Source organism: Chondromyces crocatus (assembly GCF_001189295.1).
In the GTDB taxonomy this organism is placed as follows: Bacteria; Myxococcota_A; Polyangia; order Polyangiales; family Polyangiaceae; genus Chondromyces; species Chondromyces crocatus.
Genome location: NZ_CP012159.1, coordinates 9,643,813 through 9,661,605, shown reverse-complemented (window position 1 = coordinate 9,661,605; position 17,793 = coordinate 9,643,813). Strand labels below are relative to the sequence as shown.

At 69.8% G+C, this 17,793-nt stretch carries 16 protein-coding genes; 6 read left to right on the top strand and 10 right to left on the bottom strand.

The genetic code is table 11. The features are described from left to right. Positions 1 to 50: 50 nt before the first annotated feature. From CMC5_RS34930 to CMC5_RS34920, 3 genes are all read right to left on the bottom strand, one after another. Positions 51 to 527 carry a thioredoxin domain-containing protein gene (locus CMC5_RS34930; protein WP_156339086.1) on the bottom strand — a complete coding sequence of 159 codons (477 nt, stop codon included), beginning with the start codon at positions 525 to 527 and terminating at the stop codon, positions 51 to 53. A 363-nt stretch (positions 528 to 890) separates the two neighbouring features. Continuing rightward, positions 891 to 1,193, bottom strand: coding sequence for a hypothetical protein (locus tag CMC5_RS48115; protein WP_245678001.1), 303 nt, complete (start codon positions 1,191 to 1,193; stop codon positions 891 to 893). A 26-nt stretch (positions 1,194 to 1,219) separates the two neighbouring features. Then, positions 1,220 to 1,609 carry a c-type cytochrome gene (locus CMC5_RS34920; protein ID WP_169796750.1) on the bottom strand — a complete coding sequence of 130 codons (390 nt, stop codon included), beginning with the start codon at positions 1,607 to 1,609 and terminating at the stop codon, positions 1,220 to 1,222. Positions 1,610 to 1,763: 154 nt separating this feature from the next. Here CMC5_RS34920 and CMC5_RS34915 point away from each other — a divergent pair, with 154 nt between their 5' ends. The 4 genes from CMC5_RS34915 (at position 1,764) to CMC5_RS34900 (ending at position 6,534) form a co-directional block, all read left to right on the top strand. Then, positions 1,764 to 3,197: a DUF6986 family protein gene (locus CMC5_RS34915; RefSeq protein WP_050434454.1), complete on the top strand. Its 1,434-nt coding sequence runs from the start codon at positions 1,764 to 1,766 to the stop codon at positions 3,195 to 3,197. A gap of 96 nt (positions 3,198 to 3,293) precedes the next feature. Then, positions 3,294 to 4,049, top strand: a complete 756-nt coding sequence (locus tag CMC5_RS34910; protein ID WP_050434453.1) for a class I SAM-dependent methyltransferase — start codon at positions 3,294 to 3,296, stop codon at positions 4,047 to 4,049. A 105-nt stretch (positions 4,050 to 4,154) separates the two neighbouring features. Continuing rightward, positions 4,155 to 5,216, top strand: a complete 1,062-nt coding sequence (locus CMC5_RS34905) for a saccharopine dehydrogenase family protein (protein WP_050434452.1) — start codon at positions 4,155 to 4,157, stop codon at positions 5,214 to 5,216. Positions 5,217 to 5,388: 172 nt separating this feature from the next. Then, positions 5,389 to 6,534 carry a zinc metalloprotease gene (locus tag CMC5_RS34900; protein WP_156339085.1) on the top strand — a complete coding sequence of 382 codons (1,146 nt, stop codon included), beginning with the start codon at positions 5,389 to 5,391 and terminating at the stop codon, positions 6,532 to 6,534. A gap of 64 nt (positions 6,535 to 6,598) precedes the next feature. On the opposite strand, the gene uraH is transcribed toward CMC5_RS34900, so the two are convergent. From uraH to CMC5_RS34865, 7 genes are all read right to left on the bottom strand, one after another. After that, a complete protein-coding gene (gene uraH / locus CMC5_RS34895; RefSeq protein WP_050434450.1) occupies positions 6,599 to 6,949 on the bottom strand; it encodes a hydroxyisourate hydrolase in 351 nt (116 codons plus the stop codon). Then, positions 6,946 to 7,542 carry a 2-oxo-4-hydroxy-4-carboxy-5-ureidoimidazoline decarboxylase gene (gene uraD, locus CMC5_RS48110; protein ID WP_082363067.1) on the bottom strand — a complete coding sequence of 199 codons (597 nt, stop codon included), beginning with the start codon at positions 7,540 to 7,542 and terminating at the stop codon, positions 6,946 to 6,948. The genes uraH and uraD overlap by 4 nt, the downstream gene beginning before the upstream one ends. Continuing rightward, entirely contained in the window at positions 7,539 to 8,564 is a 1,026-nt protein-coding gene (gene alc, locus CMC5_RS48105) for an allantoicase (RefSeq protein WP_050434449.1), read from the bottom strand. The genes uraD and alc overlap by 4 nt, the downstream gene beginning before the upstream one ends. Positions 8,565 to 8,792: 228 nt before the next feature. Next, complete coding sequence (allB, locus tag CMC5_RS34880) at positions 8,793 to 10,220, bottom strand: allantoinase AllB (RefSeq protein ID WP_050434448.1); 1,428 nt, start codon at positions 10,218 to 10,220, stop codon at positions 8,793 to 8,795. A gap of 9 nt (positions 10,221 to 10,229) precedes the next feature. After that, the gene (locus CMC5_RS34875) at positions 10,230 to 11,642 is read right to left on the bottom strand and encodes an NAD(P)-binding domain-containing protein (RefSeq protein ID WP_245678000.1); all 1,413 of its coding nucleotides are present in this window, start codon (positions 11,640 to 11,642) and stop codon (positions 10,230 to 10,232) included. Between the two features lie 281 nt (positions 11,643 to 11,923). After that, positions 11,924 to 12,214: a hypothetical protein gene (locus CMC5_RS34870; RefSeq protein ID WP_156339084.1), complete on the bottom strand. Its 291-nt coding sequence runs from the start codon at positions 12,212 to 12,214 to the stop codon at positions 11,924 to 11,926. Between the two features lie 181 nt (positions 12,215 to 12,395). After that, the gene (locus tag CMC5_RS34865) at positions 12,396 to 15,044 is read right to left on the bottom strand and encodes a DUF2169 family type VI secretion system accessory protein (protein WP_050434445.1); all 2,649 of its coding nucleotides are present in this window, start codon (positions 15,042 to 15,044) and stop codon (positions 12,396 to 12,398) included. A 115-nt stretch (positions 15,045 to 15,159) separates the two neighbouring features. Between CMC5_RS34865 and CMC5_RS34860 the strand changes: the two genes are divergently transcribed. Both CMC5_RS34860 and CMC5_RS34855 read left to right on the top strand, forming a co-directional pair. Continuing rightward, a complete protein-coding gene (locus CMC5_RS34860) occupies positions 15,160 to 17,373 on the top strand; it encodes a type VI secretion system Vgr family protein (RefSeq protein WP_050434444.1) in 2,214 nt (737 codons plus the stop codon). A gap of 13 nt (positions 17,374 to 17,386) precedes the next feature. Next, positions 17,387 to 17,791 carry a hypothetical protein gene (locus tag CMC5_RS34855; protein ID WP_050434443.1) on the top strand — a complete coding sequence of 135 codons (405 nt, stop codon included), beginning with the start codon at positions 17,387 to 17,389 and terminating at the stop codon, positions 17,789 to 17,791. Positions 17,792 to 17,793 lie beyond the last annotated feature (2 nt).

The window sequence follows — 17,793 nt, the reverse complement described above, 5'->3', positions numbered from 1 at the left end:
GGTCGGGGGACGAGCTGCTGGACTGGAGGGGAGGAAGAGGACGCCGCGAACTACAGGGTGGGACACCCAGCGCGGATGGTGTCGAGCGCGGACGCGAGCTTCTCTTCGCTCTGGAGGCCGACCAGCCGGGTCACCTCGCCACCGTCGGCGTTGAGCGCCAGGAAGGTCGGCAGGGCATCCACGCCGTAGCGGCTTGCGAGGGCTTCGCCTTCGGGGTCATCCACGTTCACCAGGCGGATGGCACCCTCCACCGAGCGGGCGCAGCGCTTCTCCAGCTCGGCCACGATGGGCGCCATCTTCCTGCAGGCGGCGCAGTAGCCGCTGGTGAACTCCACGAGGCGCGGTTTGCCGCTGAGGCCCTCGGCGGCAGGCTCGGCCGTGAGCTGCGCGTCGCAAGCCTGCTCGCCGCTGCACGGGAGCACCGACCGACCCAGGTGGGCCACGTAAAGCCCGGCTCCCGCAGCCAGCGCTCCGAGGGCCAGGACCACGCGCCGGGGGCGACCCAGGGCTTCGCGGAACCGCTTCATGGCGTCGAGCTTCACAAGCCTCCTTCGAGAACGGGCTGTCTGGGCACACGTCCCAGCGGGTACGAGGGCATCTTAACGCGCGAGAGGGGGGAGAGCCAGAGGGGCAATGGTGCAGTGGAGACGGCCAGTGCAGAGGTCGTGGACGCCTGGAACGGCTGCTGCATCACATCTCATCATCGCCTCGACTGCACAGGGAGAGGGCGTCAATCCCGTGTGAACTCGTTTCTCGGCGAGGACATTCCCTCGCAGGTCGCGCGGAAGAGATCCGCTCCCTGCGAGCTTCGCCCGAGGCATCGGGGGTGTGCAGGACGCCGCTCGAGGTGATCGCGGCGTCTCCTCGGGACGAGCCTGTGGCGCGCTGCGCTAGATCTGCCCCTGGATCAGATCTCGGTTCGTGGTCGTCTCGAAGATGGTGTCGCACTGCCGACAGCGGAACTTCAGCTTGATCGGCTTCACCGTGACGCCGAGCAAGAGCAGCAGGTAGCCCCCGAGGGTGTACTCCGGCTCGGCGCTCACCATGTGGTGCTTGCGCGTGTGACCGCAGCGACAGTGCGGCAGGTCGCTGCCGGCTTCGGAAGCGGCGCTCTCGGTGGAAGCCGTGCTCTTGGAAGCGGTGCTCTCGGTGGAAGCCGTGCTCTTGGAAGCGGTGCTCTCGTCGGTGGTCATGGCGCTCTTTCGGGCGTTGTCGGTCGTTAGCGTTCGGACGTCAGTGTGTACAGGTACGTGGCGATGTCGCGCGCGTCCTTGTCGTTCACGTCGAGGCTCGGCATCCGGGTCTTGGGATCGAGCTTCTGCGGGTTGCGAACCCACTCCACGAGGTTGTCGTAGGTGTTCGGGGCGACGCGGGCAATGTCGGACCTGTCGGCGAACCCGAGAAGGGGCTGGGCTGCGCGTCCCTCGGCGCCAGGGACGCCAGGGACGTGGTGGCAGGTGCCGCAGCCGTAGCGCTGGATGGCGAGTTTGCCGAGCTCGGCATCGCCGTCGGGGGTGCCGCGGTCGCGCGGCTTTGCGCATCCCGCCACGAGCAGGAGCGCGGCGGCCAGCACCGGGGCCGCCCACCGGAGTCGGAAAGCTTGGGACACGTGGGGCATGATGCAGTCGCCGGCCGACGAGGGGCTCACGGCAGCGGGACGATAGCACGGCCCGCGTCGGCGCACGGGCCCTCACGCAGCGCGATGGTGTCGGTCTGCGCGTGCCCGCTTCTCGCCAGCCGGGCGTGTGGTGGAGAATGCGCGCGTGAAGAAATCACTGACTCCAGAGCGGCTCCCCCGCGCCGTTCTTTCCCGCCTCGCCGAGGCGAATCGTGCGTTTTCCGCGGCCCATCCCGGCGAACCCGAGCGGCGCCAGCCGGTGCACACCCTCTACGGTGGCGCACACCTGTTCGATGCGCGGGCGTGCGCTCGCGCCGGTGAGATCGCTCTGGAAGCGATGCGTTCGCATGCGGCCGACCCCGCAATCTTTGCGCGCGCGCTCGGGCTGACGGGCTGCGACAGTTTGCCGCAGGGGTGCGATCTTGCCGCACTTGCAGCGGCGCCGCGTGGCTCGGCGGGATGGCTCGCGGCGACCGTGCATGCGCGCGTCCTGGACAAGCTCGTGCGCGAGCCCGTCGAGGATTACCGCATCGACTTCGAAGACGGGTACGGCATGCGACCGGACGCCGAGGAAGATGCGCACGCCGTCCACGCCGCAGAGCAGATCGCGCTCGCCGAACGAGAGGGCACCCTCGCGCCGTTCATCGGGCTGCGGATCAAACCGCTCACGGAGGAGCTGCGCGGTCGCAGCATCCGCACGCTCGATCTCTTCGTCTCCACGCTCCATGAGTGCCTCGGTGGTCGTCTCCCGCGTGGCCTCGTGATCACGCTGCCGAAGGTGACCGTTCGCGAGCAGCCCGAGGCGCTCGCGGCAGTGCTTTCGGCGCTCGAAGGTGCGCTCGAGCTGCCCGACGGGACGCTGCGCTTCGAGATGATGGTCGAGACGACGGCCTCCGTCATCGGACCCGATGGGCGCGTGGCGCTCCCGGGGCTCGTCGCTGCGGCGGGTGGGCGTTGCACGGGGGCGCACCTCGGGACGTATGACTACACGACGAGCAACAGCATCGCGCCGGCCCACCAGCACCTCGGTCATCCGTCGTGCGAGTTCGCGCGCCAGGTCATGAAGGTGTCGCTCGCGGGGACCGACGTCCTCGTCTCCGATGGCTCCACGATCGTGATGCCCATCGGCCCGCACCAGGTCCCGGAGGGTGGCGCTTTGACCGAGGCGCAGCACGCCGAGAACCAGGCGGCGGTGCACCGTGGCTGGAGGCTCAGCTATGGCCACGTCCGTCATGCGCTGATCGACGGCATCTACCAGGGGTGGGACCTCCACCCTGCCCAGCTCCCGGCGCGCTACGGGGCGGTCTACGCTTTCTTCCTGGAGGGCATCGAGGCGGCGGGGGCGCGTCTCCGCGCTTTCCTGCAGCGCGCGACCGAGGCGACCTTGCTCGGGGACGTCTTCGACGATGTCGCGACGGGGCAGGCCCTCCTCAACTACTTCCTTCGCGCCGTCGGGTGCGGCGCCATCTCCGAGGCGGAGGCCGAATCCCTCTCGGGCCTGCGCGCAGAGGAGCTGAGCACGCGGCAGTTCGCGCGTATCCTCGATGCACGAAGGCGGGGCGCGTCGGCGAAGGCATGAGCCTCCGTGCGCGGTGCTCGCGACCAGGGTCTCACGCTGCCCGGTCCGACACGCCCTCCGGAACCGCGCGCTGCACGATCATGGAGGGACGACACGATGCAGATCACCCTGTCTCCGAGCGATTACGCCACGGCTTTCCGCCTGCTCACGGAGCGCTCCAGGCACCCCGAGCACCTCGCTGACATCATCCTGAAGGAGATCGCTCCACGGCTGCCGGAGCGTCCGTCGCTCCTCGACATCGGCGCCGGGCCCGGCAAGCTCGACCGGTTACTCGCGCCGCACTTCGCGTCGCTCACCCTGCTCGAGCCCAACCGGGCGCAGCTCCCCGAGTTCGACCTACCCAACGCCAGGCTGTTCCACACCACGCTGGAGGCCTTCGAGACGTCCGAGACCTACGATCTCGTGGTGTGTGCGCACGTCCTGTACCACGTGCCCCTGGCCGAGTGGTCCGCGTTCCTCGACAGGGTGCTCGGCCTCGTGCGCCCCGGAGGACACTGCGTGCTCGCGCTCACGGCTCCCCGCGGGCAGAGCTACGAAGTGCACCACGACTTTCTCGACGACGGGATCTTCAGCGATCGTCTGCTGCGGCTGCTGCGCGACGAGCAGCGCCCGCACACCGTGGTGGAGACGAGGAACGTGTACACCACGAGCGTCGCCGAGGAGATGTACATCCTCCTTCGCTTCCTCGTGCTGGAGAATTGCTTCACGCCAGCGCTGTTCACGTCGCTGAGCGAGGAAGATGCGCGTCGCATGGCCGACATGCTCCGCGGGCATGTCGAGCACAGCAGGGGCCCCGATGGCGTTCATCGGCTGGAACAGATCGACGACGTGATCCTCTTGCCGCCACCCTGACGGTTCCTCCTGCCCTGGTGGTTCATCGCGTCCCATCCCATCCCATCGGGTCCGATCGCGTCCCATCGCCTTGACGGCCCTGCTTCTCCGGCAGAGAACTCCGGCATGAGCGACAACCGCTGGATGCTGTACGGAGCGACGGGCTACACGGGCACCCTGCTCGCCGAGGAGGCCGTACGCCGGGGGCACAGGCCGCTGCTCGCCGGCCGCTCTCCCGAGAAGCTGCGCCCTCTCGCCGAGCGCTTGGACCTGGAGCTGCTCGCCGTGGCCGTCGAGGAGACGACCGCACTCGAAGCGGCGCTGCGGGACGTCGCGCTCGTCTTCAACGCTGCGGGTCCCTTCAGCCGGACGAGCGCGCCGATTCTCGATGCGTGCCTCGCGACGAAGACGAGCTACGTGGACATCACCGGCGAGATGCCCGTCCTCGAACACACCCTCGGCCTCGACGCCCAGGCGCGGGAGCTGGGTCTCCTCTTCATCTCCGGGCTGGGCTTCGACGTGGTCCCCACGGACTGCCTCGCGAAGTACGTGGCCGACGCCGTTCCGGGGGTCACCGATCTCGAGATCGCCATCGGCTCGACCGGCAAGCCCAGCGCAGGGACGGCGAAGACGGTGCTGGAGATGCTGTCCAAGGGGGACTTCCTTCGACGGGACGGGGTGCTGGTGAAGGCGCCCGAGAAGCCGCTCTCGCGCCGGGTGCGCTTCCCGGACGGGGAGAAGGCCGTGCTCTCGGTCCCCTGGGGGGATCTGGTGACGGCGCACCGGAGCACCGGGGCGTCGAACATCACGACGTACATGGCCGTGCCTGGCGCCGAGTCGCCGATCATGGAGCTGGTCACGGGGTTCCTGCGCTGGGGCACGTCGTCCGCTGCGTTCCAGCAGGGCGCGACGAAGGTGATCGACCGCTTCGTCACGGGTCCTTCGAAGGAGGATCGCGACACGCTCCGGTCGTACATCTGGGCACGCGCCGCCAACCGCGAGGGGCAGGCCAAGGAGGCATGGCTCGACACGGTGGAGGCGTACCGGTTGACGGCGGAAGCAGGGATCCGCGCGGTGGAGGCGTTCTTTGCGCGGCGGCCCGTCGGTGCGCTCACGCCCGCCCAGGCCTTCGGTGTGGACTTCGTGCTGGAGATCGAGAGCACCCGCCGACTCGACCGGCTCGGGTGAGGTGCTAGGTTGACCTGGAAGCGCTGGGGCCAGTGTGAGGGGGATGGGGGGCCTGTGCGCGGGGCGCTGTTCTGGCCGGACCGGAGCGACCTTCAGAGAGCGCCGGGACGCGCGCGAGATATAAAGCGGCGGTCGAGCCGGCAGACGCACCTGCATGGAGCACCGAGAAGTCATGAAGTCGAAGAGCGCTGCGCTGCTGATGGTGTCGGGCATCCTGAGCTGCTGGGGGCTCCCGGCGTGTCTGAGCACGCCCGCCGAGATGGACTCCCGCCCGCTGGGGGACGATGGCCCTGGCACGCCGCCGCCCGACCTCCGGCCCGACGTCATCGCCGTCTCCGTACTCGGTCCGACCGGAGCGCTGCCCGTGAAGGGCGACATGCTGGAGCTCACGCTCGCCGTGCAGAACCTCGGGGCGGGCAGCGGCACGGTGACCCTGCGTCCGCTGCTCACCAGCGCCCGCTTCAATGACTTCGTCGATGTCTCGCTCGAGCCGATCACGTTCACGCTCGGTGGTCGAGAGACCCGCGAGGTCTCCCTCTCCGTCGAGCCCATCGTCATCGACGCGGCGAAGGGCAAGCACTTCGCTTTGAACCGCGGGGACTACGACCTCTCCGGTGTGATCGTCGACGTTGCTGGCGAGCCCCTGTCGGTCGACACCGACTTCCTCGGCGCCGCGTTCACGATCGCCCCGAGCGACGTGGTGTTCAGCGCCGTGGTCTACGATGCCAGCTACTTCGAGCGCATCGGGTACGACGGCACCCCCGAGACGTACATGCGCGAGGCCTTCGACCGCGCCACCGAGGTGTTCACGCCGGAGAGTCCCGGATCGAGTGAAGGCACGTACACCGCGTTCGACGGCTTCGACGACATGATGGGCGTCCGCCAGATTTTCCACGCCGTGGGCGGCCTCGCGGCGAGCAGTGCAGGGGGGGGCTTCTGCGAGCAGGTCGGCGCCCATGCGCGCGCGGTCTTCGGCCTCACCCGCGACTGGGACATCGACGAGGCCAACGGGAACTTCACCGACCCGGATCATCACGGCTTCGATCTGCTGGTCGGCCTCACCCCCGAGATGGGCGGCGGCGCCACGTGCGGGTGGCTCGGGGTCCAGGTCAGCGGGCAGTTCGGGTCCGATCGTTCCCTCGATCGCAGCCAGCTCGTCGTCGTTCACGAGACGGGGCATCTCTTCGGCGCGCCCCACTGCGATCCGCTGCAAGGCTACGTGATGTGCGGCGGGGAGCAGCACCCGCACTACGTGGACGACAAGATCTTCGTCTGGCACCAGGTGTCGCTGGACGTGATGCAGAACCGCTGGCGGTGATGCGTCGCCGGACGGAGCGAGCCAGGGGCGCTGGCTCGCTCGTCGGCGCGCTGTGGCGGGGTGATCAGCTCCCTCGGTACGTGGAGTAGCCGAAGGGGTTCAGCAAGAGCGGCACGTGGTGGTGCTCCTCCGGGGCGCGGAGCTGGAACACGACGGACACGCTCGGGTAGAAGGCCTCCACGCCGAGTTCCGCGAAGTACGCGGCGGTGGCGAACGTGAGCCGGTAGGTGCCCACGGATGGCCGCACGCCGCCTGGCAGCAGGTCGCGCAACCGGCCGTCGGCGTCGGTCACGCCACGGCCGAGCAAGGTGCCTTCTCCCGCGTCGTTCAGGTGCTCCAGGGTGACGTGGACGCCGGCCGCGGGGCGCCCCCGGCTGGTGTCGAGGATGTGGGTGGTGATCGGGCTCTGGCTCATGACGACAGCAGCTTCTCCAGCCGCAAGCGGGTGATCTTGTCTTGCTCCGCCGCGGCGATGCGGAGTTCGACGTCGGGCTCGTTGTCGAGCCGAGCGCGCAGGATGCCGAGCAGCTCCTCGCCGCTCTTGCCCGTGGCGCATACCAGGTAAATGCGGCCGAACTTCGCCTCGTAGGTGCGGTTTCCCTCGGCGATGGCGGCCTTCACGGCGTCGTCGGCCCGGGCGGCGCCGGCCTGCTCCTTCGAGGCCCAGCCCGCGGTCGACGCGGCCGAGGCTGCGCCGGCCGCCACCCGGCCTGGCTCGCCGATGCGCGGGTGGTGCGAGAAGGCCTCGTCCCAGTCCGCCACGGTGAGGGCGTTCCAGTGCCGCGACGCCGCCTCGAGCAGCTTGCTTCGGTTCCCGAACGGTCGCTCCGAGAGCATGTGCGCGACCCACCGGCTGCTCCCGCAGCACCGCTGGAGCGCCGCGCGCGCCTCCTCTTCGGGCAAGGCGTCGAGCGCTTTGCAGTCGTCTGCGCTCTCCGCCTGGGTGTGGCTCCTGGCCTCACCGTCGAGAGTGGCGTGGCCTCCGCGCTCCGTGTCGCCCTCGCTCATCGCGTCCCCTCGGCGCCTTCCGCCGGGGCGCCGAACAACCGTAGCCGCGCGATGCCTCCGTCCGGGAACATGTTCAGGCGCACGTGCGTCACCGGCGCCGCGTCCGCCTCGCCGGGCTGCAAGCGGAATGCGTGGCGGGTGTGCGCCTCCAGCTTCGTCCGCGGCAGCAGCTCGCGCCAGGTCGCGCCCTCCAGGGCCTCCACCGTCGCGCCTGCACCGGGGGCCGAGCATCCCTCGAGCGAGCAGCTCTCCGGGAAGTTTCCCTTGAAGAACGTGGTGTCGATCTCCGCCCGCACCAGCGAACCCGGGCGCCCGAGCCGCACGACGGCCCAGTCGTGGCCCGGTCCGCGCCGCCGCCGGCTCTCCCAGCCGTCGCCCATGTCGCGCGAGCCGTCGGGCAGGAGCAGGTTGCGCCGGTCCGAGAAGAACTCGTCGCTCGCACCGATCACCACGCCGCCATGCTGCACGGACGCGAGGTCGAGCACGCGGTGCTCGGAGAGCAAGAGGGGCCAGTTCGGCGTCACCTCGCCGTACACCCGGAACCGCGCCACGCCGCCGTCGGGGAAGATGTGCAGCCGCAGGTGCGAGAACGGGCCCACCGCGTCCCGGGGGAACAGGTTCTGCGAGCCGGGCTGCACGGGCGACGGCGGCAGGATCTCTTGCCACACCACCTCGGGGCTGAGCAGCTCGTCGAGCGGCTGGTAGTCGGGGAAGTACACGCCCTCCACCGCCACGCGGGCCGGGGCGTTTCCCAGGAAGTGGTTCGTGTCCACGTCGAAGCCGTGGATCTTCCCGGGGAGACCCAGGCGGATCAGGCAGACGTCGCGGTCGCCTTCACGGCGCCGGCGCGACTCCCAGCCATCCATCCACTTGCCCTGGTCCGTGTATTTGCCAGGGATGAACGTCCCGCGCCCGGGCTTGAGCAGGTTCTCCTTCGAGGCGAAGAACTCGTCGGTCGCCCAGAGTGCCGCGCCTCCCAGCCGTTCGGAGGCCAGGTCCACCATTCGCTGAAAATCCGTCATGACTCTCCATTCCTCGGCGGCGCGTCCTTCCGCGGGTGACGCCGCCCCAGATCCTTCGTCCGATCCATGCCGGGACATCGCCGACCGCCTCGCGGGGGCGATGCCCTTCCTTGCTTCGACGGCCAGGGGCCTCGGCGACGAGGCTGGATGACCCGACCTCGGCGCGCTGAACGCGCCGCCCGTCTTCGTTGCGCGGAGCCGCCTCGCGCTACGCCGGCGGCGTCCCCATCACTCGGGGGCCGGTGGAGCGCCCTCTGCCTTGCCCACGTCGCTGCGGCCGAGCAGCGGCTTCCCCTGCGGCGATCCCTGGTGCGCGCCCTTGTCGTAGATCACGCGACCGCGCAGGTACGTGGTCTCCACCTGGCCCACCAGCGACCGCCCCAGGTACGGCGTCACCGGGTGACGGTGGTGCAGCCGGCTCGCCTCCACGGACAGCGTGGCCTCCGGATCCCACACCACGAGATCCGCATCGAGGCCTGGCGCGATGCGCCCCTTCCGGTGGGCGAGGCCTGCCAGCCGCGCCGTCGCTTCGCACATCCACCGCGCGAGATCACGCAGGCCGAACCCGCGCCGGCTCGCCTCCGTCCAGATCAGCGACAGCCCGAGCTGGAGCGACGCGATGCCGCCCCACGCGCGCACGAAGTCGCCCTCTGCGGGCAGCTTCAGCGCCGGGGTACACGGGGAGTGGTCGGACACCACGAGGTCGATCGCGCCGCCCGCCAGTGCTCGCCACAGCCGCTCCCGGTTGTCGCGCTCGCGGATCGGTGGCGCACACTTGAACTCGGTGTGCCCGTCCGGGATCTCTTCGGCGGCGAGGAGCAGGTAGTGGGGGCAGGTCTCGATCGAGAACGGGAGGCCCTCGGCACGCACCGAGAGCGCCTCGCCGAGCGCTTCCTCGGCGGAGAGGTGGACGATGTGCACCGGGCCCCCGTGCTCTCGGCACAGCGCTGCCATCGTCCGCACCGCCTCGACCTCCCAGGTGGGCGGCCGTGACGCCAGGTACGTCGCGTAACGGCGCGGGTCTCCGCCGGCGTCGACCACACCGTCTTTCTCGATCTCGGCGTGTACGAGGAGCGGCGACTTCAGCGCGGCCAGGATGGGCATGGCCTTGCGCAGATCGACCTCCGTCGACATCGGGAAATCGTCGATCCCCGAGTGGACGAGGAAGGCCTTGAACCCGAGCGCGCCCGCGGCCACGAGCGCCTCGAGATCCCGATCGTTGCCGGGGATGACGCCGCCCCAGAAGCCGTGATCGACGAACGCGCGCCCCGCTGCCGCGGTGAGCTTCTGGGCGAGGGCGTCCGCCGTCGTCGTCACGGGGATCGAGTTGAGCGGCATGTCGACCACGGTGGTGATCCCACCGGCCGCGCAGGCCCGCGTGGCCGTCTCGAAGCCCTCCCACTCCGCGCGCCCCGGGTCGTTGATGTGCGCGTGCGTGTCCACCACGCCCGCCATGATCACCCGGTCGCCCACGTCGATGACGCGCGCGCCCCGGGGAATCCACGTTTCCCCGGGGGCACCCGACGGCTCGAACACCGCAGCGATCGTCTCGCCCGCGATCGCCACGGCCGCCTCGCGCACCCCGTCGGGGAGCACCACGCGGCGGCTCTTCAGAACGACATCGAACGCCCGCTCGGGGCGCGCCGACTCCGACATGATCGCCTCCTAGAACTCACGCGTGTCGTAGGCCGCGAGGGCCCGCAGGTGCTGCTCGCTGTCCTCGCAGTAGAGCTGCCGCGTCACCCCGCCCACGACACGCGGCAAGCTGTACTTGAGCCCCGAGATGCTCGCTCCACCGAACCCCAGGCTCGGCAGACACCCGAACGTGTAGTTGAACACCGCGCCGACGTACGGCGCCTCGCCCGGGGTTCGCTCCTGCAGCTCGAAGCCAGGCCCCAGGTACGGGTGCCGCAAGATGTCTTCGTTCACCTCGCCTGCGGGCGGCGTGAACCGGTCTTGCCAGCGCGCGATGTGTGGCTCCAGCCGGCGCAGCTCCGGGCGCAGCGAGAGGTCGGTCACGAAGCCGGTACCCACGATCACGAAGTCGGCGGCGAAGCGTCCTTTCGGCGTGGTGATCACCACCTCGTCGTTCTCCAGGGCCACCGCCTTCCAGGGGCTCCCCCCGTGCAGGTGGAAGCCCGGGTGCCGCGTCGCGCGCTCGTACGTGTCCGTCGGCGGTAGCTGCCCCATCTTGAAGATCTGCGCGATGAACCGGTACCGCTCCAGGTCCGGCAGGTCCGCGTGGTGCCGCAGGAACCCTGCGAACTCTGCCCAGCGGTAGGGGTTCACGCAGGGCAAGGTCTCCCGCCGGTAGAACAGGTGCACCTCGCGCGCCCCTTGCTCCAGCGCCACCGAGGCGTTGTCGAACGCCGACGCCCCTGCGCCGAGCACCGCGATCCGCCGACCCCGGAGCGCAGCGAAGTCGATCGGGTCGTGCGTGTGGGCGTAGCGCGCCTTCGGTAGCCCGGCCGCCACCACCTGGGGCGTCTCCCAGCGGCCGGAGCCATCGATCCCCGTCGCCAGCACCACCTTCCGCGCGTACAGCGTCTCCTCGCGCCCGCGCGTCACCACCTGCACCGCGAACCATCCGTCCTCGGGCACGTGGCGGATGTCGAGTGCCCGCGTCTCGCTGCGGAACGGGATCTCCGTGACCCGTCGGTACCAGTCCAGGTACGCCGCCCACTGCTCCTTGGGGACGAGGTTCACGGACTCCCACGCCGCCTGGCCGAACTGCGCCTCGTACCACGAGCGCAGGGTGAGGTTCGGCAGGCCATGCTCGATGCCCACCAGGTGCTTCGGCGTGCGCAGGGTGATCATCCGCGCGAACGTGAGCCACGGACCCTCGCGCCCGCGCTCGTTCTCGTCGATCACGAGCAGGTTCGTCACCTTCTCGCGCAGGAGCCCGAAGGCCACCGCGCTCCCGCTCTGCCCGCCCCCGATGATCAGCACGTCGAGCACGTCGGCCCCTTCGCGCGTGCGGCGCGCGGGCACCCAGGTCCGTCGCGGGTAGTCGAGCAGCGCCAGATCGCGGCGCAGCGCCGCCTCCAGTGCGGGCAAGCCAGGGGGGTCAGCGGTCATGGTCATCCAGGGGGGGGTCAGGGGAGCGCTTCGAGGACCCTCTCGCGTGCGCGCGTCGGGGTCGCGAGCGTGGCGATCGCGGCGGCTACTTCGCCAGAAATCAGCCCGATCGACACGCGGCGTGAGCATACGCTCCGCTGACATCGACCGAAAGACCTCACCGAGAAACGTGCCACGGCGGACCGAACGCCCGACCCTCCAGGGCGCGCTGCAGAGGCGCAGAGCGAGGTACGCCGCAGAGCGTCGAGGGACCGTCTCCGGAATCTCGATGGTGGTCGTGCTCAGCCCGCAGCCTCGTCGACGTCGACCTCCCCTGAGGTCCTGAGGCCAGCCTGACCAGGCGGGGCTGGAATCAGCAGCGTCTCCTCGAAGGGCTCGGCGGCGTTCTCGTCGCCATCCCGCCGCCCGAGCAATCCACACGCATTCTCCACGCCTCCGGCGCGTTCACTCGGTACGCAACCCACTGCCGTCTCACCTCCTCCGCCATCCCCTCCTGAACCTGCGGTCGCTCCTGTCGGATCGTCATTGCTGGTGTCTTCCGAACAGCTCGCCACCAGGAGCGAGATCACCATCCAGGCCATCGGCTGGATGCCCGCCCTCGGGGCACGCTCGGTGCGGGGGGCGTGTGCGCGTCACGCATCCGTACGGCCCATGTCGTCGCCCTCCATTGCCGAGACGAAGTGCCGAGTCATTGCATTCTCGGGGCGTGGCTCGGGACGGCATTGAATCGACGTTGATGAGATCGCGGGTCGTTCAGCGTCGCCGCAGCGAGGGCGCCACGCGGGCCAGTGCCAGCGCTCGCAGCGCGGCCGGGTGGGCCTCGTGCTGATCCTCTTGAAGGTGCAGCTCGCCGAGCAGGCGCGCTTTGAAGCGAGCGTACATCGGGAGTGTCGTCGCGAGCGCGTCGGGCAGGTAGGTCGGGAGGAGTTCCTTGCCGCCGTTCGCGACGAGGAGTGCGCGCAGGTGTCGTTTTCCGAGCACGTCACGGCGCTGGTAGCTGCGTCGCTCCAGGAGCGCGCGCTCCGTCTGCGACTCCAGGTAGCCCTCGGGCACCGGGCGTCGCGCCTTGCCCCATGCCTCGCGGATGCGCGTGGTCAGGCCCTCGGCGACGACGGGCGCGCTGGCCAGCTCGGGGAGCTTCAGCATCTCCTGCGCGTTCGTCACGGTGGCGCGGAGGTTCTCGTCGGCCCCGATCAGCGGTGTCACCACGGCGACCGTGGTCTTCAGGACCTCCAGCTCGTCGAAGGGGAACACCAGCTCTCCGGCGAGCAGGAGCAAGGGCGGCACGAACTTGCCGTCCTCGCCTTCGGCCTCCTCCAGGGCGCTGCGCAGCGGCTCGACCTCGGGAGCAGAGGCCGTCGCGCGGGTGAGGATCTCGAAGACGTCACGGCGGTCCTCGATGAGCGCCGGATCCTCGTGCAGGTCGTGCGCTCCCTCATCGTCACCACCTGGCCCGCGCTCGCTGTCACGCAGCAGGGTGCGCCAGGGCATGTGGCGGCGCAGGCGCATGGCGCTGTCGGTGTCGAACCAGAGGAGGCGGAGCAGCTCGCGGGGGGCACCGGGGGTCGGCGCGAGGGCTCGCGCGGGCGTCACGGCGTTCGATGCGGCCGACGGGCGGGCGCCATCGCGCGGGAGGCCGAAGCTCTTCGAGGCGCCCGCTGCCGCATCCGACGCGCCCTGGGCGCCGGTCGAGACGCCGGGGACCGACGCTCCGTCGAGCGGAGGGGGCGCTTCGAGGGCCGCCTCCCCGATGGTGCGGGGCATCGGCGCGCGGACCAGGGGCGGAGCGACGGGCGCGGAGGGCGCGGACGGCGCGGGCTGGGGCGTGGCGACGAAGGCCGCCGGGACGAAGGCCGGAGGGGTCGCGGGAGGCGGGACGGGCAGGGGGGTCGGAGGACGCGAGGGGGACGCCGCGCCCGACGACGGCGCGGGCGGGGGCGGGGCCGACGGGAACGGCATGCCCGGAGAAGGCGCGGCGAGCGAAGGGGCCGAGGGTGGTGCTGGCTTGAAGGGCGTGCCAGAAGGCTTGTCACCCGGATCCCCACCGCTGAACGGCGTGGCAGTGAACCGCGGCTTGGGCCCTCCCTGTGCGGTCGGGGGCGTGGCGGATGTGTGGCTGAACGGGAGGCCGGAGGAGCCGGTGTTCGTGAACGGCAGCGCGCTCGGTGACGCCACCGGCTGCAGGGCAGGGATGCTCGTGCCGATGGCGAACTCGTCGTCGTCCTCGTCGCTCATGGGCGGGATGAGCGTGATCGAGGAGACCGGCGGGCGCGGAGGACTCGACGGTGCGGCGCCGGAGCGCGGGGCGCCGGCAGGTGGAGCGCCAGCATGGCCGGTGTCCTCGCTGCCGTGGACAGGCCGTCCTCCGGGGACGCGTGCGGCGACGAGGGCCTCGATCTCGGGCCATCCGAGTGGTTTGCCCTGCTCCTCGAGGGCGACGATCACCAGCCCCTTCGCCTCGGGCGACTCCACGGGCGCCTGGCCCCGCCAGGTCAGGGTGCAGAGCCCGCGCAGCGTGTCGATCCAGAGCAGATCAGGGCGGAGCTGGAGCGCCTGTGGCGCTTCGCGGGGACGCCGGAGGAAAGCGCGCGGTGTGTGGCTGGCCAGGTTCGTGACGAGGTGGGGCAGCTCGGGGTGCAGGTTGTCGAGGATCAGCCGCTCGTCGGCGCGGAGCTGCTGCACTTGCTGATCGCGCGGCGCGACATTGAAGTAGCTGGCGTCGAAATCGGCAGGGAGCGGGGCGCGCATCCAGTCGCGCAGGGAGCCCGGCGGCGCATAGCGCCCCAGCCGCTGACGGCGCTGCGGCCAGCCGGGAGCGATGGGTCCGAAGCCGATGGGCTCGATGAGATCTGCCGGCGAGGCGACGGAGGTCCCCACCGGCTGGAGCTGTGGCAAGGGCCGGCGGCCGTAGGGATCGCGCTGCGCCTCCCGGATTCCCACCGGATTTTGCGTCTCTGGCCCACCAGCCGCGCGCTCCCAGAGCAGTGGCATCCGCAGGAAGCGGGCACCTTCCTGGAGCGCACCCTCCTGCGTGAACCAGCGATCCCCGAAGACCTCGATGGCCTTGTCGATCTCGCCCACGAGCAGGCGCGCGACGAGGGAGCGCACGGGCTGCCCTCCCGGAGCATAGGCCTCGCCGATGAGCACCACGTCGGCTCGGGGGCGTATGGGCACCAGGTCCGCGGGCGCGTAGACGCTCCAGTTCGGGTCGTCGCCCCAGTGACGATCGGCCTCGTAAAGGGGTTCCTGGGTCTGCGCGAGCGGCGACTGGCCGGGTTGCAGCGAGAATGTCGCCTTCCAGGCGAACGTGAGCATCCAGGTCTCGGGGCGCGGCTGCCAGAGCAGCGAGGCGGCGGGGAGAGGGCCGTTCGAGGGCGCAGCGCTGAGGGAGACGAGCTCCATGGACCGAGCATACACAATGCGTGTCGTCGCCCCTTTGGGCTTCTGGTCCTCCCGGGATCGGTTAGTCTCCCCGAGGCCCGGGCGGTCGGCGCCGCGCTGGGGGTCAGGAGCCGTGATGACGCAACTAGCGCTCTCCGTCGCGTCGGGAGATGATCTGTCGGTCCGCCGGTTCTCCGCTCAGGAGTCGGTCTCGTCGCTGTTCACGGTCTCCATCTGGGCGCGCTCGGAGAACGCCGAGATCGACCTCGAAGCGATCGTCGGAAAGCCGGCGTCCCTCTCCATCGTGCACGGGGTCGCGCACATCGCGGGGATGGGCGCCAGGCAATGGCAAGGGGTATGCGCCTATGCCGAGCAGATCCAGGCCGAGCCGACGGGCCTGTCTACCTATTACCTGCGCATCGTCCCGCGCCTTTACTTGCTCACGCAGCGGCGCAACTACCGCGTCTTTCAGCACCTGAACATCCCGGACATCGTCGAAAAGCTGCTCGGTGAATGGAACATCGAGCACGTATGGAAGGCGGATCGAGGCCGGTGTCCGAAGCTCGAGTACAAGGTCCAGTATGGCGAGACCGACCATGCTTTCGTGAGTCGGTTGCTCGAGGAGGCGGGAATCGCCTTCGTCTTCGCCGATCCAGGGGCGTCGGGCACGAAGCTCACCCTCGACGACAAGCTGCATGCCCGGGAAGCGCGGCCGACGCTGCCCTACGTCGACAACCCGAGCCAGGCCTCCGAGCAGGAGTTCGTCACCCGGGTGCGGCTCGCCCAGGAGGTGCGCTCCGGCGCCGCTACGCTGCGCGATTACGACTTCAGGAACCCGGGGTTCCCCCTGTTCGCCGAGGCGCCCAAGATGACGCCGGAAGATTTCTACGAACAGTATCGGTACACGCCTGGCGGATTCCTCATCGAGCAGAGTGGCAAGGACGGCGGCACGCCGGTCGCCGACGATCAAGGGACGGCGCGCTACGTGCAGGATTACGGGAAAGAGAAGGCGGAACGCCTCCTGCGTGGGCATCGCGCTGGCCGGCGCATGGTGAATTTCGACACCAATGCGTTCGACCTCTACCCGGGGAGCTTGCTGACCATTAGCAACCACCCGCACGAGCAGCTCGGGCAGGGTGAGCGCCTGCTGGTCCTGGAGACGAACCTGGAGGGCTCTCCCGACGGGGAATGGACCGGCTCCGCGCGCGCCGTCTTCGCATCCGAGCCTTACCTGCCGCCGCAGCGGACGCCGAAGCCGGAGGTGACCGGCGTCCAGACGGCGACGGTGGTGGGCCCGCAAGGGCAGGAGATCCACACCGACGAGTTCGGGCGGGTGCGGATCCAGTTCCCCTGGGACCGCGAGGGCAAATACGACGAGCATTCCTCGTGCTGGGTGCGCGTCTCTCAGGGCTGGGCGGGCACGGGCTACGGCATGCTGGTCCTGCCGCGCATCGGTCAGGAGGTGCTCATCGGCTTCCTGCAGGGCGACGCGGACCAGCCGGTGGTGGTGGGCCGCGTGTTCAACGCCAGGGAGCAGGTCCCCTACAAGCTGCCCGATCACAAGACGCGCAGCACCTGGAAGAGCGACTCGTCCATGGGCTCCGGGGGCTTCAACGAGATCATGTTCGAGGACCTGAAGGCCAACGAGCTGATCTACATGCAGGCCGAGAAGGATCTCCGGAAGCTCGTCAAGAACGACGAGACCATCACCGTCGGCCACAACCGCCAGAAGTACGTGGTGAAGAACGAGACCGAGACCACGGGTGCGAACCGCACCGAGGTGACGGGCGCGAACCGCACCGAGGTGACGGAGCAGAACCGGCTCACCATCGTCGGGGTCGACGCGCTGAAGCTGGTTCGCGGCGACGAGTACGAGAAGACCGACGGCAAGGCCATGGTGCTCATCCGCGGCAACCAGGACGTGGTGGTCAAGGAGGACAAGCGCGAGCGCGTCGAGGGGAGCAGCCACCTCAAGGTGAGCGGCAAGCAGAACGGCCAGATCGACGGCAAGTACTCGCTCACGGTCGGCAAGGATCAGCACATCAAGGTGGCGAAGAACCACGCGCTCGACGTCTCCGAGGAGATCCACCTGAAGGCGGGCACCTCGCTGTACATCGAGGCCACGAAGGACCTGACCTTGAAGGGCCCAGGGGGGTTCATCCGGATCGACTCGTCCGGGGTGACCATCCGGGGGACGAAGGTGCGCATCAACAGCGGTGGCTCCGCGGGCTCGGGCAGCGGAGCGAGCCCGGAGGCGCCGGAGGAGGCGATCGAGGCGGAGATCGAGGCCCCGCAGAAGCCCGTTCCGGAGAACGTGGCCGTGACGGGCATCACCGGGGCGGGGCGCTGAACGCGAGGGCGCGATGCTGAGGATCCGGCGAGAGCAGCACGACGCGCTCGGTGACAAGGACTTCCTGGATCGCCTCGAGGTCCTGGTCGCCGAGGCCCTGTTCCACCGCAAGGTGTCGGCGGCGGAGCGAGCGCGGTTGCCGCTTCGCGCCATGTGCGAGCACGGCGTGGGTGTCGCCCGCGGCTACGGGCTGGAGACGGAACGCGATCTCACGGTGTTCGTGCTCAACATGATCACCATCAACCCGGAGTTTCACCGGCAGCCGCACATCCACGACATCCTGCGCGATCCCTCGCTTTCTCCCCCGGATCGACGGGAGAAGCTGCTGATGGATGTGTCGGACGAGGCGTGGGACGAGGCGGCGCGCATGACCGACGCGGACCGCTACTGGACGCGGGTGCTTTCCCCGGAAGCATGAGG

Excerpts from the sequence above, each read along its gene's own strand:
- CMC5_RS34930 (WP_156339086.1), bottom strand. The coding sequence starts at position 527 with ATGAAGCGGTTCCGCGAAGCCCTGGGTCGCCCCCGGCGCGTGGTCCTG.
- CMC5_RS48115 (WP_245678001.1), bottom strand. The coding sequence starts at position 1,193 with ATGACCACCGACGAGAGCACCGCTTCCAAGAGCACGGCTTCCACCGAG.
- CMC5_RS34910 (WP_050434453.1), top strand. The coding sequence starts at position 3,294 with ATGCAGATCACCCTGTCTCCGAGCGATTACGCCACGGCTTTCCGCCTG.
- CMC5_RS34905 (WP_050434452.1), top strand. The coding sequence starts at position 4,155 with ATGAGCGACAACCGCTGGATGCTGTACGGAGCGACGGGCTACACGGGC.
- CMC5_RS34900 (WP_156339085.1), top strand. The coding sequence starts at position 5,389 with ATGAAGTCGAAGAGCGCTGCGCTGCTGATGGTGTCGGGCATCCTGAGC.
- uraH (WP_050434450.1), bottom strand. The coding sequence starts at position 6,949 with ATGAGCCAGAGCCCGATCACCACCCACATCCTCGACACCAGCCGGGGG.
- uraD (WP_082363067.1), bottom strand. The coding sequence starts at position 7,542 with ATGAGCGAGGGCGACACGGAGCGCGGAGGCCACGCCACTCTCGACGGT.
- alc (WP_050434449.1), bottom strand. The coding sequence starts at position 8,564 with ATGACGGATTTTCAGCGAATGGTGGACCTGGCCTCCGAACGGCTGGGA.
- allB (WP_050434448.1), bottom strand. The coding sequence starts at position 10,220 with ATGTCGGAGTCGGCGCGCCCCGAGCGGGCGTTCGATGTCGTTCTGAAG.
- CMC5_RS34875 (WP_245678000.1), bottom strand. The coding sequence starts at position 11,642 with ATGACCGCTGACCCCCCTGGCTTGCCCGCACTGGAGGCGGCGCTGCGC.
- CMC5_RS34870 (WP_156339084.1), bottom strand. The coding sequence starts at position 12,214 with ATGGTGATCTCGCTCCTGGTGGCGAGCTGTTCGGAAGACACCAGCAAT.
- CMC5_RS34865 (WP_050434445.1), bottom strand. The coding sequence starts at position 15,044 with ATGGAGCTCGTCTCCCTCAGCGCTGCGCCCTCGAACGGCCCTCTCCCC.
- CMC5_RS34860 (WP_050434444.1), top strand. The coding sequence starts at position 15,160 with ATGACGCAACTAGCGCTCTCCGTCGCGTCGGGAGATGATCTGTCGGTC.
- CMC5_RS34855 (WP_050434443.1), top strand. The coding sequence starts at position 17,387 with ATGCTGAGGATCCGGCGAGAGCAGCACGACGCGCTCGGTGACAAGGAC.